General features: G+C 70.6%; 11 protein-coding genes. 6 read left to right on the top strand and 5 right to left on the bottom strand.

The window, feature by feature from the left end:
• Positions 1-31: 31 nt before the first annotated feature.
• Positions 32-613 (top strand): TetR/AcrR family transcriptional regulator, encoded by a 582-nt coding sequence (locus JHW38_RS23290; protein WP_207523656.1) that lies wholly within the window; start codon positions 32-34, stop codon positions 611-613.
• 117 nt (positions 614-730) lie between these two features.
• Here JHW38_RS23290 and JHW38_RS23285 read toward each other — a convergent pair whose 3' ends face one another.
• Together JHW38_RS23285 and JHW38_RS23280 are read right to left on the bottom strand one after the other, a co-directional pair.
• A complete protein-coding gene (locus tag JHW38_RS23285; RefSeq protein ID WP_207523655.1) occupies positions 731-1051 on the bottom strand; it encodes a hypothetical protein in 321 nt (106 codons plus the stop codon).
• A gap of 103 nt (positions 1052-1154) precedes the next feature.
• Positions 1155-1718, bottom strand: a complete 564-nt coding sequence (locus JHW38_RS23280) for a YybH family protein (protein ID WP_207523654.1) — start codon at positions 1716-1718, stop codon at positions 1155-1157.
• 167 nt (positions 1719-1885) lie between these two features.
• Between JHW38_RS23280 and JHW38_RS23275 the strand changes: the two genes are divergently transcribed.
• Both JHW38_RS23275 and JHW38_RS23270 read left to right on the top strand, forming a co-directional pair.
• A complete protein-coding gene (locus tag JHW38_RS23275; protein WP_207523653.1) occupies positions 1886-3151 on the top strand; it encodes an ectonucleotide pyrophosphatase/phosphodiesterase in 1266 nt (421 codons plus the stop codon).
• A gap of 333 nt (positions 3152-3484) precedes the next feature.
• On the top strand, positions 3485-5737 hold the full coding sequence (locus tag JHW38_RS23270; protein ID WP_207523652.1) for a DUF4082 domain-containing protein: 2253 nt from the start codon (positions 3485-3487) through the stop codon (positions 5735-5737).
• A gap of 63 nt (positions 5738-5800) precedes the next feature.
• Here the strand turns inward: JHW38_RS23270 and JHW38_RS23265 are convergent, their stop codons facing one another.
• Complete coding sequence (locus JHW38_RS23265; RefSeq protein ID WP_207523651.1) at positions 5801-8605, bottom strand: TonB-dependent receptor plug domain-containing protein; 2805 nt, start codon at positions 8603-8605, stop codon at positions 5801-5803.
• A gap of 229 nt (positions 8606-8834) precedes the next feature.
• A complete protein-coding gene (locus JHW38_RS23260) occupies positions 8835-9500 on the bottom strand; it encodes a basic secretory protein-like protein (RefSeq protein WP_207523650.1) in 666 nt (221 codons plus the stop codon).
• Positions 9501-9879: 379 nt separating this feature from the next.
• Here JHW38_RS23260 and JHW38_RS23255 point away from each other — a divergent pair, with 379 nt between their 5' ends.
• Together JHW38_RS23255 and JHW38_RS23250 are read left to right on the top strand one after the other, a co-directional pair.
• Complete coding sequence (locus JHW38_RS23255; protein WP_207523649.1) at positions 9880-11475, top strand: DNA-3-methyladenine glycosylase 2 family protein; 1596 nt, start codon at positions 9880-9882, stop codon at positions 11473-11475.
• Positions 11472-12017, top strand: coding sequence for a methylated-DNA--[protein]-cysteine S-methyltransferase (locus tag JHW38_RS23250; protein ID WP_207523648.1), 546 nt, complete (start codon positions 11472-11474; stop codon positions 12015-12017). Before JHW38_RS23255 ends, JHW38_RS23250 begins: the two co-directional genes overlap by 4 nt.
• A 106-nt stretch (positions 12018-12123) precedes the next feature.
• Here JHW38_RS23250 and JHW38_RS23245 read toward each other — a convergent pair whose 3' ends face one another.
• The gene (locus JHW38_RS23245) at positions 12124-13410 is read right to left on the bottom strand and encodes a formimidoylglutamate deiminase (protein ID WP_207523647.1); all 1287 of its coding nucleotides are present in this window, start codon (positions 13408-13410) and stop codon (positions 12124-12126) included.
• A 143-nt stretch (positions 13411-13553) separates the two neighbouring features.
• Here JHW38_RS23245 and hutI point away from each other — a divergent pair, with 143 nt between their 5' ends.
• Complete coding sequence (hutI, locus tag JHW38_RS23240; protein ID WP_207523646.1) at positions 13554-14795, top strand: imidazolonepropionase; 1242 nt, start codon at positions 13554-13556, stop codon at positions 14793-14795.
• The last annotated feature ends 147 nt before the right edge of the window (positions 14796-14942 follow it).

The raw sequence follows: 14942 nt of genomic DNA, 5'->3' as shown, positions 1-14942 counted from the left end.
GCCTCGGGAGCGAAATGTTTACGCTGTACACATGAACCCGTCCGCCAGCGCCGAACGCATCCTCCAGGCCGCGCGCGCCCTGCTCGCCCGCGGCGGCGCGCAGGCGGTCAGCATGCGCCGGGTCGGCGAGGCGGTCGGGCTGACGCCGATGGCGATCTACCGCCACTTCCCGAATCGCGAAGCGCTGCTGCAACGCGTGGCCGACGACAGCTTCGACGAGATCGCCCGCCACTGGACCGCGCGCCAGCACGGCGGCGACGTGATCGCGCGGCTGCGCGCCACCCAGCGCATCTATCTGGATTACGCGCTGGCCTGGCCGCATCTGTTCGACCACGCGTTTTCGCTGCGGCGCGAACGCGCGCGCCGCTATCCCGAGGATTTCCGCGCGCGCCGCTCGCCGACCTTGAACGTGGTCGCCGACGTGGTGCTGGAAGCGCAGCAGGCCGGGCGCCTGGGCGCGGGCGACGCCTGGGACATCGCCATGACCTTGTGGGCGCACACCCACGGCCTGATCGCGCTGTACCGCGCCGGCCGCTTCAGTTTCGACGAACGCCAGTTCCGCGCGTTTTACGAGGCCTCGCTGGACCGTTTGCTGGACGGCTTGCTGGCCTGATCGCGCGGCCTCGGCCTCAACGCCCGCCTCGCGCGGCGACAAAAAAGCGCCCGGCCGAAGCCGGGCGCGAGGACGGCGCGGACAGAGCCCGCGCCGGAAGGGATGGGTTGCGGCCGCTCAGCGCAGGCGCGGATCGAGCTTGCGCAGGGCCTGGCCGACATCGGTCTCGCCGGTGCGCTCCAGGTCCTTGCGGTCGTAGCTGCGGCCATAGCCGGCGCAGGCGTTCTTGCCGCGCGCCTGCACGCGCGAGCCGGTCTGGGTCAGGCAGCGCGGGTCGTTGCGTTGCGCGGCGGCCGGGTCGGCCTGGGCCGCGGCCGGCGCGTCGACCTGGGCGGCGGGCTCGTCCGCGCTGCGCGCTCCGGTCGGCGCGGTTTGCGCCGAGGCCGCAGCCGCGAAGAACGCGGTCGTCAACATGGCGGCTTGCAGGATCTTTCGCATGGGACACCTCCGGCAGGGCTGAATGCAGCCTCGATGGACCCGGTCACCATACGCCCGCCCCGACGCCGCGGCGGCCGCCGCAGGCGCGCCGTTTAAGCGCTCGTCAGCGTCGCGGGCACTGCTCGCGGCGGCCGTGTTCGAACGCCATCGCTTCGGCTTCGGTGGCCGGCCGCGGCGCGATGCCGTCGTCGAACAGGATCCGCCACACCCCGTCGGCGTCGCGATGCCAGACCGATTGGTACTGGCCGATCAGATAGCGCGGCTGCGCGCCCGGCTCCAGCCGCTGGTACAGCGCCGGCCCGGTCGACCAGGCCACGTCGCCGGTCCCGCCGAGCGTGACCCGCTGCGGATACCAGCGCAGGCGCAGGCGCTTGCCGGCGATCAGCTCGGCCCATTCCGCGGCGACCGCGTCGCGCCCGCGCGTGGGCTGCGGCCGGCCGGCGCCGAATGCGGCCTGCGGATGCAGGTGCGCGGCGAACGCGGCGGCGTCGTGCGCGGCGACCGAACCGGCGAAGCTGAGTTCGCGCGCCCACACCGCGCATTCCTCGGCGCCGAGCTGCAACGGCGGCGGCGCCGGCTTCGGCGCGGGCGCGGCGGCCTCCTCGGCGAACGCGGACGCAGGCAAGACCGCCAGACAGGCGGCGACGACGGCAACGACACGGCGCATGGCGGACCTCGCGGCAGAACCCCGCCGCCACTATCGGCCCGCGGCGCGGCGCGCGCCAGCGACTGAAGTCATGCCCGCGCGCCGTGCCGACCTTGGCGGCCCGCCGCGCGGCCGGCGCGCGCGACCATCGACACCGGCCCGACACGCGCCGCCGCTATCATGCCGCGATGCCTTCGATCGCCTCCGCGGCCCGCGCCGCCCTGCTCGCCACCCTCGTTTCCCTGGCCGCCTGCGCCCCGCAAGCGCGCGTCGCCCACGCGCCGCCGCCGGCCGACACGCCGCTGCTGCTGATCTCCATCGACGGTTTCCGCGCCAGTTATCTCGACCTCGGCCTGACCCCGAACCTGCAACGCATCGCCGACCAGGGCGTGCGCGCGCAGTGGATGAATCCGTCCTACCCATCGCTGACCTTCCCGAACCACTACACCCTGGTCACCGGCCTGCGCCCGGACCACCACGGCGTGATCCACAACAGCATGAGCGACGCCGACCTCGGCAAGTTCAAGGTCTCCGACCGCGACGCGGTCGGCGACACGCGCTGGTGGAACGGCGGCGAACCGATCTGGATCGGCGCGCAGAACGCCGGCCTGCGCAGCGCGACCTTGTTCTGGCCCGGCAGCGAAGCGCCGATCCGCGGCCTGCGCCCGAACCGCTGGAAGCCGTTCGACGCCAAGGTCTCGGAGAACGCGCGCGTCGACGAAGTGCTGGGCTGGCTCGGCGAACCCGCCTCGACCCGTCCGCACGTGGCGACCCTGTACTTCGATGCGCTCGACCACGAAGGCCACGACCACGGCCCGAATTCGGCCGAAGCGCGCGAGGCCATGCAGCGCATCGACGCCGCGCTCGGCCGTCTCGTCGACGGCCTCGCCGCGCGCGGCGAACTCGAGCGGGTCAACCTGATCGTGGTGTCCGACCACGGCATGGCCGAAGTCGCGCCGGGCCAGCGCATGGCGGTGGAAGACATGGTCACGCCGCAGCAGGCGGTGGTGACCTCGGTCGGCCAGTCCATCGGCATCGCCCCGAACAAGGGCTACGAAGCCGAAGTGGAACAGCGCCTGCTCGGCAAGCGCGAGCACTATCAATGCTGGCACAAGAGCGAACTGCCGGCGCGCTGGCACTACGGCACCCATCCGCGGGTGCCGCCGATCGTCTGCCAGATGGACGAGGGCTGGGACGCGATCGAAGGCGAGAAGCTCAAGACCTCGCCGAAGAACCAGACCCGCGGCTCGCACGGCTACGACCCGGCGCTGGCGTCGATGCGCGCGATCTTCATCGCCCGCGGCCCGGCGTTCCGCCGCGGCGCGACGATTCCGGCGTTCGACAACGTCGACGTGTACCCGCTGTTGGCGCGTCTGGTCGGCATCGCGCCGGCGAAGAACGACGGCGACATCGCGCCGCTGCTGCCGGCGCTGCGCGATCCGAACGCGCCCTGAGGCCGCGCGCCGTTCGCGCAATGCGCGCGGCGCCGTCGGCGACGACGACGAAAAGTTTCCGCTGCAACCGTGCCGCGCACAAGCGATGCGTTGTCACCCTTCGCGCGTGACAACGTCGCCAACTCCGGACCTCAATGACAGCCGCGCGCGTTGACGTTTGTCATCGCACGCGGAATCGGTGACAAGCGCCAGTTTTTTATCGATCTAAGCGGCGTTAGCGTTGGCTCCGGGAATCCAGGGACCTCCGCTTCCCGTCCACACGGCACGCCGAGGAAGCGGCGTGCCGTGTCTTTCTCCCGAGCGCTGTCCGCGCTCATCACCCGAGACCCGACCATGTCCAGCCACTCCGGCTTCGCCGCCGCGTGCGCGCTGCGTCCGCATGCGCCCGCGCTTTTGCGCGCCCCACTGCTGTACCTGCTGTTGAGTTGCGCCGCCCTGCCCGGCCTGGCCGCCGCGCAAGGCCAGAACGTCGCCCCGGCCGGCACCGCCTATCGTTGGCAGCACGGGCTCACCCCGGGCGCCGACGGCCGCAGCGAAACCGAACCCAACAGCCTGCGCGTCGCCGCGCCGCTGCTCAACGACGGCGACGACGCGGTCGACGTGCATCTGAGCGGCGGCGAAAGCGAGCCGACCGACCATTACTCCGGCGCCGGCGTGCTGTGGAGCGATGCGACCCGCACCATCGACCGGGTCGAGATCGTGCACGGCAGTTGGAACAGCAGCGGCGACGGTGCGTTCTGCGCCGACCTGCGCCTGCAGTTCTCCAACAGCTTCCGCGGCGACTGGCGCGACAGCGGCTGGAGCGTAGAACCGGCGTACGCCTACGACTCCTCGCAAACCGCTGGCGTCGTCTACAGCTTCCGCGGCGCGCCGCAGGAAGTGCGCGCCGCGCGCATCGTCGGCCGCCTGCATTGCACCCAGAACAGTTCCTACTGGACCAACCTCCGCGAATTCCGCGCCTTCGCCGCCGGTGGGCAGAGCCTGTGGAACGACGCGGCCACGCCGACCCTGATCGACGCGCCGGATCCCGACGGCGTCGAACTCGGCCTGCGTTTCCGCAGCACCCAGCCGGGCTGGATCACCGGCGTGCGCTTCTACAAGTCCGCGGCCAACACCGGCGCGCACGTCGGCAACCTGTGGAGCAAGGACGGCGCCCAGCTGGCCCGCGCCACGTTCGCCGACGAAACCGCCTCTGGCTGGCAGAGCGTGCGCTTCGCCGCGCCGGTGCGGATCGCCGCCGACACCACCTACGTCGTGTCCTACTACGCGCCGAACGGACATTACTCGGCCGACCTGGACTACTTCGCCAACGCCGACTACGCCAGCGGCCCGCTGCGCGCGCTGCGCGACGGCAGCGACGGCGGCAACGGCAACTACCGCTACGGCGCGCAGAGCGCGTTCCCGGATGCGAGCTGGCGTTCGGCCAACTACTGGGTCGACGCCGTGTTCGCGCCGTTGAGCGGCGACACCGTCGCGCCGAGCGTTCCGGCCGATCTCAGCGCGGTCGCCGTCGATGCCGGCAGCGTGCGCCTGAGCTGGAGCGCGAGCAGCGACGACACCAGCGCGCAGCTGCGCTATCGCGTCTATGCCGACGGCAGCGCGGTCGCGCTCGGCGAAACCGAGACGACGAGCTTCGTCCACGACACCGCGCAGCCGCAGACGCGTTATGAGTACCGGGTCAGCGCGGTCGACGCCGCAGGCAACGAATCGGCGCGCTCGGCGCCGGCGTCGGCGACCACGCCGCCGCTCGGCAGCGCGCGCAGCTGCGCGCCGTTCCCGGCGTTGCCGGACCGCAACTGCACCGGCGTGCCTGCGGGCCGGCCGCTGACCACGATCAACGGCGACTACAGCACCAGCCGCGACGGCCAGACCATCGACGGGATGCTGATCACCGGCGCGCTGATCGTCCGCCACCACAACGTCACCGTCAGCAACAGCCGGATCAAGGGCTATGTCGATCACCGCACCCATCGCAACCTGGTGCTCAAGGACGTCGACCTCGGCCCCGACGCTTGCCCGGCCAGCAACAACGGCGGCCGCCGGCTGATCGTCGGCGACAACGGCTACACCCTGATCCGCGCCCACCTGCACCACAACGGCGACGACCTGCTGATCGTCGGCGGCGGCGAGCCGGTGCTGATCCAGGACAGCCTGATCCACCAGACCTGCTTCTATCCCGGCGACCACCTCGACGCGGTGCAGTTCTATTCGCCGGGCCAGGTCGGCCACCTCAGCATCGTGCACAGCGACATCGATGCGCGCCCGGTCAACAGCGAAGGCTACGGCAACGCCGCGGTGTTCTGGGCCGACCGCCCGGGCGCGGGTTCCAGCCTGACCATCCGCGAAAGCCGGCTCGCCGGCGGCGGCTACACGCTCGCGCCGTACGACTCCGGCCTGGGCTCGGGCGTGACCGTCGAAGTCAGCGACACCCGCTTCGTGCGCGGTTCGCAATGGGGCAGCGCCTGCTACGTCGGCGGCAACAACCCGGCCAACCATTCGCCGACCGTGCCCTACAACGGCAGCGAGGGGATCAAGTGGCTGCGCAACGCCTGGGACGACGGCACGCCGTTGCCGAACTGCCAGTAAGCGCGACGACGCGAACTCCGGAGCCCGCGGCCGGGCTCCGGAGTTTTTCGCCAAACGCCGCGCTCAGGAACCGAAATCCAGCCCCAGTTCGACCCAGAACGAACGGCCCAGCGCGCTGTAGTTGCCGCGGTCGAAGTACGGCCAGTTGCCGTCGGTGCGGTCGCGCGGCGGACGCTTGTCGCTGAGGTTGTTGACCGCCGCCGACAGCCACAGCGTCGGGTTGAGCTGGTAGCGCGCGCTGGCGTTGTAGGTGGTCAGCGGGCCGACGTTGCGGGCCGTGCCGATCGAGTTCCAGGTCTTGCCGTTGCGCAGGCCGTACACGGTCGCGCTCCAGTCGCCGCGGGTCCAGGTCGCGCTGGCGCTGAAGCGGCTGCGCAACTCGTTGGAGTTGGCGCAGCACAGTAGATCGCGGTTGTCTTCGCCGTCCTTTTGCCGCGCGCTGTGCTTGAGTACGGTGTAGTAATTGGCGTTGAACGCGAAATCGCCGAAGCGCTCGCTGCGCACGCGGTAGTCCAGGGTCGACTGGATGCCGGACTGGCGCTGTTCGGCGACGTTGATCGGATAGGTGAAGATCGCATCGATGCCGTTGGGATTGACCGGATCGGTCGCCGGCAACCGGCGCACTTCCGCCAGCACCTCGCGGCAGGTCGGCGAGTCGATGTCGTAGCGCACGCCGCCGTTCTCCGACACGCCGAGCCGGCAATCGGCCTCGCTGCGCAGGATGTCGTCGTTGCCGAGCGTCTGCACTTCGTTCTCGATCACGATCGAGTTGTAGTCGACCGACCAGCTCAATGCGTTGCCCGGCGACGACCACACGAAGCCGTAGGTGTAGGACTTGGCGGTGATGTCCTTGAGCGCGGTATTGCCGCTGGAATACGCCAGCATCGACTGGCCCGAATGCGGGCAGCGGCTGTAGCTGCTGGCATCGAAACCGGCCGCGCGGCAGCGGTAGTAGTCGGTGCCGCTGCCGTACGCGCTGCGCTCGCTGGAAAACAGGCTGAACATGTCCGGCGCGCGGAACGCGGTGGCGTAGCTGCCGCGCAGCAGCAAGGTGTCGGTCGGGCGGAACTCGAGCCCGACCTTGTAGGTCAGCTTGCCGTTGCCCTCGCCGGCGTAGCTGTACTTGTCGTAGCGCGCCGACAGGTTGGCGGTGAAGCGCTCCAGCAGCGGCAGCTGCATTTCCGCGCCGGCCGCGTACTGGCTGCGCTTGCCGGCCGCGCGGGTGCCGGCGATGACCCCACGGAAATAGCCGGTCTTGGCCAGTTCGCTGGCCGAGTTGTTCTCGAATTCCTCGTTGCCGGCCTTGAGGATCGCGGCGAAACCGACCGGCCGTTCGGCCAGCTTGAACAGCTCGGTCGAGGTCACGGTGGCGGTGAGGTTCTGGGTCCAGGCCATCGAGTAGGCGCGGTTGACCGCGCTGGAACGGTCGTACACGGCCTTGTCGAGCGGCCGGTACAGGCGGTCGAAGTTCGGCGCGAAGATCTTGTAGCCGGCGGCGTCGGTGCCCAGCTGCGGGCCGAGGAAATAGTCGTCGATGCCGTCGCGGGCGAGGAAGTCGGTCGACTTGCGTATCGCTTCGGACTGCGAGCGGTTGTAGTAGACGTCGTAATCGAAGCGACTGTCGCCGAGCGCGCCGCGCGCGCCGGCGGTGACGTTGTAGCTGCGGGTATAGACGTGCTGGTCCTTGGCCTGCAGCCCGACCTCCTCGGGCGCGAAGATGCGCTGCCACAGTTCGTACTGGCCGCTGTCGCGGTTGTAGAAGGTCTGGCTCCAGAACGGGCTGCCGCCGCTGTAGGTCGGATTGCTGTAGCTGTACAGCGCGTCGGCGTACAGCTCGGCGCCGCCGTCGAGCGCGTAACGCAGGAACAACGAGCCGTTGGCGTTGGTGCTTTCGTTGGACAAGGTCGCGTAGCCGACGTTGTAGGCGCTGCCGCAGTAATAGCCGGTGCCGGCCGCGTCGCGGAAGCTGTAGCCGGTGGTGCCGCCGTACAGATGGCTCAACGGCGCGCAGGCCGCCGCGCCGGGGTCGATGTAGGTCTGGCCGGCGCCGACTTTCTGGCGCAGGAAGGTCCGCGAGGGCACCGCGCCGCGGCCGGTCGGATCGTCGTAATACGAATCGATGTAGTCGCGCTGGCGCGCCCACACCGGCCGTTCGCGGCCGAGTTCGAAGCCGTAGCTGACATCGAGCTTGCCGCGGTTGAAGCCGCTGCTGAATTGCAGGCGCTCGTTGCGCCCGCCTCCGTCGCTGTAGCCGCCGGCGCGCAGGCGCAGGTGGGTCCCTTCGACCCGATCCTTGAGCACGATGTTGACCACGCCGGCGATCGCCGCCGAACCGTAGATCGACGATTGCCCGCCGGTCAGCACGTCGATCCGGTCGATCATGCTCAGCGGGATGTTGGCGATGTCGGTGATGTTGCTGCCGCCGTCGTAGGCCAGCGGATAGCTGGCCATCGGCCGGCCGTTGAGCAAGGTCAGGGTGTAGCCCGGCGGCAACCCGAACAGGCTGATGGTCTTGGCGCCGGGCGTGTAGCCGCCGGTGAATTGCGGGTCCTGCACCGAGCCGTTGGCCTGCGGCAGCGCGCGCAGGGCGTCGAACACGCTGCCGAAGCCTTTCGCGTCGATCTGCTGCTGGGTCAACGTCACCACCGGCGACGGCCCCTCGATCTGCGCGCGCGGAATCAGCGAACCGGTGACCTTGACCGCGTCGAGTTGCTTGGCGTCGCGGTGATCGGTCGCTTGCGTCGGTGCGGTCGACTGCGCCGCTGCGTCCGTTGCCGGTGCGGCCGCATCGCCGCCGTTGGCCTGCTGCGCGTGCGCGGTACCGGCCGCCAGCGCCGCGAACATCCATCCATACGCTCGTCGTTTCATTCGCTCTCTCCCCAGAGTTGGATCCCGGCTGCGCTCGGCGCAGCCGGGTGCTTCGGACGATGTGCGTGCGCGGCCGGCGGCCGCGCCGTATTGGGCGACGGCCGGAATCATTGATTTAAATCGATCTAAATTTCGGTTTTTAAAAAAAAACGGGCACGGCGCAGCACGGTGCAGCCATCGATGACGCTGCCTGGAAAAACCTTGAACCGATCCAACACGGCGCCGAGAACTACAGCCCCGGATCCGCCGCATACGACGCCCACAACTGCTCGACGCTGTTGCCGGTGAGTTCCCGCCACACGCCGTCGTTGTACCGGCCCGCGCGCATCCGCTGGTCGAGCGTCGCGACGATGCCGGCGTGGCCATGCCGTTCCAGCCAAAGCAGGAAGCGCGCGGTAATGCGATACCCGTCGGTGACCTTCTGGCTCGCGGCATACGCCGGCAGCGCCCAACCCGCGGCCGCGTTGTCGATGCCGTAAACCTGACGCACGTAATCGGCGACGCCTTCCACCAGCCAGCCCGGCTGCCCGGACGGACCGTAGGCCTGCACCAGATGCATGACCTCGTGCGTGACCACATCGATGTCGTTCGGATGCGACACGAACCACTGCGGGTTGTAGGTGATCTTGCCGTCGTCCGCGTAAGCCACGCCGGTGTAAGCGGGATCGAGCCTGAACTGCACGCGCTTGACCGCGCCCGGATTGAAATCGGCGGCCAGCCGCGGGTACACCGCGAAATAACGCTCGACCAGACGGTCGGCGGTGGCTTGCGCGGTCGCGCCGTTGAGGTCGCGCAAGTCCAGGGCGTATCCGGAACGCGTATACACGCGGCTCTCGGCCGCCTGCGCCGGCATCAGCGCCGGGCCGAGCGCGGCCGCGCCGAACAGATATGCCAACGCATGACATCGCATCGCAGCGCGACTCATGTTGCCTCCTCGTGTCGGATGTGTGGCAGATACATAACGTGACCAAACCGCGGACGAAAGCCCGGCGTGCGCTGCGCCTGGAGCGAGTTCAACAATCGAATCTGCCGGCTTTCACGCTTGGCGTTCTTAATGCAATCGATCTCGCGCATTCAGCGGTGCGGACCGCGTCGCGATCGCGCCTGCGGCGATGCGGACGCGATCGCGTTGATCGCACGCGTATACGTTTGCTGGCTAAGACCAAGGTCGAAGCCCGGCCGCGAAACGCGACGCAACGGCCCGCCGATGCCGCCGCCACGTTCATGTCCGAATCCGGCGAGTCCGCCCCCCGGCCCGGTGCTAGGCTGAGCGCATGGACGTCATCGCTCTGCCCGCTCCCACCGCTTCGCTGCCGCCGCCGCAGGTGTGCGAGCAGGCCCGCATCAGCCGCGATCCGCGCTTCGACGGCCTGTTCTTCGTCGCCGTGACCAGCACCGGCATCTACTGCCGGCCGGTGTGCCCGGCGCCGGCCGCCCAAAGCCGGAACGTCAAATACTTCGGCCACGCCGCGGCCTGCGAAGCCGCCGGCTTCCGCCCGTGCCTGCGCTGCCGCCCGGAGCTGTCGCCGGCCGAGGGCGCGTGGCGGCGCGGCGACGCGGCGGTGGCGCGCGCGCTCAAGCTGATCGACGAAGGCGCGCTGGCCGAACAGCCGCTGTCGGCGCTGGCCGAGCGCGTCGGCCTCGGCGAACGGCAGCTGCGGCGCCTGTTCGTCGAACGCCTCGGCGCGCCGCCGATCGGCGTGCACGGCACCCGCCGTTTGCTGTTCGCCAAACAGCTGTTGACCGAAACCCGCTTGCCGATCACCGAAGTCGCGCTCGCCGCCGGCTTCGGCAGCCTGCGCCGGTTCAACGCCGCATTCGCCGAGGCCTACCGGATGGCGCCGCGCGATCTGCGCCGGCGGCCGAACGAACCGCCCGACCAGGGCGGCGGCGACGCGCTGGTGCTGCGGCTGGGCTACCGCCCGCCGTACGACCTGAGCGCGATGCTGGATTTCCTGCGCGGCCGTGCGCTGCCCGGGGTCGAACACGTCGACGAACACAGCTACACCCGCGCGATCGGCCCCGCGCACGCCGGCGGCCCGGCCGACGCGCCCGGCTGGCTGCGGGTCAGCGCGTGGCCGTCCGACAAGCACGGCCGCCAGCACGCGCTGAAGCTGGAACTGCACGGCACCGCGCCGTCGCGCCTGCTCGACATCACCAACCGCCTGCGCCGCATGTTCGACCTCGACGCCGATCCGAACGCGATCGGCGCGGCGCTGTCGGTGGATCCGCGCCTGCGCGCGCTGGTCGCGCGCCAGCCCGGGCTGCGCCTGCCCAGCGGCTGGGACGGCTTCGAGATTTCGGTGCGCGCGATTCTTGGCCAGCAGGTCAGCGTCGCCGCCGCGCGCACCCTGGCGGCGCGCGTGGCGCAGCGTTACGGCCATGCCTTGCCGCAGCCGTTCGGCCCCGGCCTGACCCATCTGTTTCCGACTCCGGCCGAACTCGCCGACGCCGACCTCGCGCCGCTCGGGCTGACCCGCGCCCGCGCCGACACCGTGCGCACCGTCGCCCGCGCCCTGCTCGACGGACGCGTGGACTTTCGCGCCGAACGCACCCTCGACGATTTCGTCGCGCGCTGGGTCGCCCTGCCCGGCATCGGCCCGTGGACCGCGCACTACATCGCCATGCGCGCGCTCGGCCATCCCGATGCGTTTCCGGCCGACGATCTGGTCCTGCAAAAAGCCCTGCCCGAAGACGGCGTGCGCCTGAGCGCCAAGGCGCTGGGCGCGCGCGCCGAAGCGTGGCGGCCGTGGCGCGCCTACGGCGTGATCCACATCTGGCGCTCCTCGATGGCCGCGCCGACGCCGATCCGCGCGGCGGCGCCGACGGCGGTCGCCGCTAAGCGCAAACGCGCGAAGCAGGCCGCATGAGTTCGCCGATCCGGCTCAAGCGCGGCCTGGTGCGCTATCAGCACATCGACAGCCCGGTCGGCCGCCTGCTGCTGGCCAGCGGCGACGACGGCCTGCGCCTGATCGAGTTCGCCGAACCCTGGCATCCGGCGGCGATGGACGAGCACTGGCAGGAAGGCGACGACGCGGTGCTCGCCAGCACGCGCCGCCAGTTGCGCGAATACTTCGACGGCGAGCGCCGCGATTTCGAACTGCCGCTGGCGCCGCACGGCACCGCGTTCCAGCTGCAGTGCTGGCGCACGCTGGCACTGATTCCGTACGGCGAAACCTGGAGCTACGGGCAGATGGCGCGGCATCTCGGCCAACCGACCGCGACCCGCGCGGTCGGCGCCGCCAACGGCCGCAATCCGCTGCCGATCGTGCTGCCGTGCCATCGCGTGATCGGTTCCGACGGCAGCCTGACCGGCTTCGGCGGCGGGCTGCCGGTGAAGAAGCATCTGCTGATGCTGGAGGGCGCGTTGCAGGAAGCGCCGCAGTCCCAAGACCTTTTCGGCGCCCTGTAGGAGCGGCGCGAGCCGCGACTGCGACAACGCAACTACGCCGTAACTTTCGTCATGGTTGGGTTGTCGCAGTCGCGGCTCGCGCCGCTCCTACAGGTAGATCGCCGGCTTAATCGGCCAGCAGCGCGCGCAAGGTCTCGCCATAACGCCGCGCGATCGCCTCGCGATCGCGATGCCGCCCCTCGGCCACGACCCGCTCGCCGCCGACGAACGCTTCGCGCACCAGGTTGCGGTTGCCGCTGAACAGCCAGCGGTCGACGCAGTCGGCGTCGGTCGCGCCGGCGAACGCCGGGGCGTCGCGGTCGAGCACCAAGGTATCGCCGGCCAGCGCTGCGGCATCGAAGCCGGTCGAGCGCGGCGCGCTCGCGGCGACGCCGCGCAGCAAGGTCTCGCCGACGCTGTCGGACCCGTCCGCGCCGACGCCGACCGCGATGTTGCGGCGGCGGGTGACCAGGCGCTGACCGTATTCGAGCCAGCGCAGTTCTTCCACCGGCGACACCGAAATGTGCGAGTCCGAGCCCACGCCCCAGTAGCCGCCCGCGTCCAGGTAATCGCGCAGCGGGAACAGGCCGTCGCCGAGATTGGCTTCGGTGGTGGTGCAGATCGCGACCGTGGCGCCGCTGCGCGCGCTGTCGCGCACTTCGCCTTCGTCGAGATGGGTCGCATGCACCAGCGTCCAGCGTTCGTCGACCTCGGCGTTGTCGAGCAGCCAGCGCACCGGCCGCGCGCCGCGCACGGCGAGGCAGTCCTCGACTTCGGCGGTCTGCTCGGCGATGTGCACGTGCACGCGGCTGTCGGCCGGCAGCGCCGCCAGCACCTCGCGCATCGGCGCCGGCGGCACCGCGCGCAGGCTGTGCAAGCAGCAACCGACGCGCAGCAGTGGGCTCTGCTCGGCGCGCAAGGTCTCCAGCAGCCGCAGATACGCGTCGACCTCGTGGCCGAAGCGGCGTTGGCGCTCGCCGAGCGGACGCTCGTCGAAGCCGCCGGTCATGTACAGCACCGGCAGCAGGGTCATGCGGATGCCGGTGTCGCGCGCCGCGGCGATCAGCGCGCGCGACATCGCCGCGGGATCGGCATAGGGCCGCCCGTCCGGCGCGTGGTGCAGGTAGTGGAATTCGCAGACGCTGGTGTAGCCGGCTTCGAGCATCTCGGCGTACAGCTGCGCGGCCACCGCGTACAGCGCTTCGGGAGTGAAGCGGGCGGCGAAGCGGTACATCGTCTCGCGCCAGGTCCAGAAGCTGTCGGCGGGATTCGTCTGGCGTTCGGCCATGCCCGCCATCGCGCGCTGGAACGCGTGCGAATGCAGGTTGGCGATGCCCGGCACGATGCGTTCGCCGGCGGCGTCGCCGCGCCAGCCTTGCGGGGTCCACACGGAATCGGAGGCGTCTGCGTTCATGGCCGCCATTCTCGCCTGCGCGGCGGCCGAGGAAAACCGCTGCCGCGGCGCTTTGCCGAAACCGGCCGGCCGCGGGCCCGGCCGCGCCACGATGCGCCGGCGTACACAGCCGCGCGCCGGCGCAGCCACTAGAATCGCTCCCCATGACGTCTTCATCGCCTTCCACCGACCGCCGGCCTTACGACGGCCTGATCCTCGGCGCCTCGCTCGCCGCCCTCGACGGCGCCGCCGGCTACGGCGAGATCGCCGACGCCGCCCTGGCCTGGCGCGACGGCCGCATCGCCTGGATCGGCCCGCGCGCGCAGCTGCCCGACGCGCCCGAGGCCCTGGCCGCGCAAGTGATCCAGGCCAGCGGCTGGATCACCCCGGGCCTGATCGATTGCCACACCCATCTGGTCTTCGCCGGCGACCGCGCGCGCGAGTTCGAGCTGCGCCTGCAGGGCGCCAGCTACGAGGAGATCGCCCGCGCCGGCGGCGGCATCGTCTCCAGCGTGCGCGCGGTGCGCGAAGCCGACGAGGACGAGCTGCTGCGCCAGTCGCTGCCGCGCGCCCGCGCGCTGATTGCCGACGGCGCCACCACCCTCGAGATCAAGTCCGGCTACGGCCTGGACTTCGACAACGAACGCAAGATGCTGCGGGTCGCGCGGCGCCTCGGCGACCGGCTCGGCGTGCGCGTGCGCACGACTTATCTGGCCGCGCACGCGCTGCCGCCGGAGTACCAGGGCCGCGCCGACGACTACATCGACGCCGCCTGCGCCTGGCTGCCGCAGTTGCATGCCGAAGGGCTGGTCGACGCGGTCGACGCGTTCTGCGAAGGCATCGGCTTCAGTCCGGCCCAGACCACGCGCATGTTCGAAGCCGCGCGCGCGCTCGGCCTGCCGGTGAAGCTGCACGCCGACCAGCTCAGCGACCTCGGCGGCGGCGCGCTGGCCGCGGCGTTCGACGGCCTGTCCGCCGACCATGTCGAACACACTTCGCTGGACAGCGTGCGCGCGATGGCCGCGCACGGCACCGTCGCGGTGCTGCTGCCGGGTGCGTTCCATGTCCTGCGCGAAACCAAGCTGCCGCCGCTGGACGCCTTCCGCGAGCATGGTGTGGCGATGGCGGTCGCGACCGACTGCAATCCCGGCACCTCGCCGCTGCTGTCGCTGCGCCAGGCGATGCAGCTGTCGTGCACGCATTTCCGCCTGACCCCGGAAGAAGCGTTGCGCGGGGCGACGGTGCATGCGGCCAAGGCGCTCGGCCTGGACGACGCCGGCGCGCTCAAGGTCGGGACGAGCGCGGACTTCGTGTTGTGGGACATCCGTCATCCGGCCGAGCTTTGTTACTGGCTCGGCGGCCGTCTGGCCCAGCGCGTGTTCTGCCAAGGTCGCCAGATCGCCTGATGTCCCCTTGCAGGAGCGGCGCAGGCCGCGCCCGCGACAACGCAACTGCGTCGTTATTTTCATCGTAGGCGCGTTGCCGCGGTCGCGGCTCGCGCCGCTCCTACAGGAGGCCCAGCCCGATCCGCACCCGCCGATATCGTTGTACGC

The sequence above is a fragment of the Lysobacter enzymogenes genome, assembly GCF_017355525.1.
GTDB lineage: Bacteria > Pseudomonadota > Gammaproteobacteria > Xanthomonadales > Xanthomonadaceae > Lysobacter > Lysobacter enzymogenes_C.
Note: the sequence above shows the minus strand (reverse complement) of the source record. Positions and strands in the feature narration are given on the sequence as shown.

Bases quoted from the DNA above. Each gene is read 5' to 3' on its own strand.
- JHW38_RS23290 (WP_207523656.1), top strand. From the start codon at position 32: ATGAACCCGTCCGCCAGCGCCGAACGCATCCTCCAGGCCGCGCGCGCC.
- JHW38_RS23285 (WP_207523655.1), bottom strand. From the start codon at position 1,051: ATGCGAAAGATCCTGCAAGCCGCCATGTTGACGACCGCGTTCTTCGCG.
- JHW38_RS23280 (WP_207523654.1), bottom strand. From the start codon at position 1,718: ATGCGCCGTGTCGTTGCCGTCGTCGCCGCCTGTCTGGCGGTCTTGCCT.
- JHW38_RS23275 (WP_207523653.1), top strand. From the start codon at position 1,886: ATGCCTTCGATCGCCTCCGCGGCCCGCGCCGCCCTGCTCGCCACCCTC.
- JHW38_RS23270 (WP_207523652.1), top strand. From the start codon at position 3,485: ATGTCCAGCCACTCCGGCTTCGCCGCCGCGTGCGCGCTGCGTCCGCAT.
- JHW38_RS23265 (WP_207523651.1), bottom strand. From the start codon at position 8,605: ATGAAACGACGAGCGTATGGATGGATGTTCGCGGCGCTGGCGGCCGGT.
- JHW38_RS23255 (WP_207523649.1), top strand. From the start codon at position 9,880: ATGGACGTCATCGCTCTGCCCGCTCCCACCGCTTCGCTGCCGCCGCCG.
- JHW38_RS23250 (WP_207523648.1), top strand. From the start codon at position 11,472: ATGAGTTCGCCGATCCGGCTCAAGCGCGGCCTGGTGCGCTATCAGCAC.
- JHW38_RS23245 (WP_207523647.1), bottom strand. From the start codon at position 13,410: ATGAACGCAGACGCCTCCGATTCCGTGTGGACCCCGCAAGGCTGGCGC.
- hutI (WP_207523646.1), top strand. From the start codon at position 13,554: ATGACGTCTTCATCGCCTTCCACCGACCGCCGGCCTTACGACGGCCTG.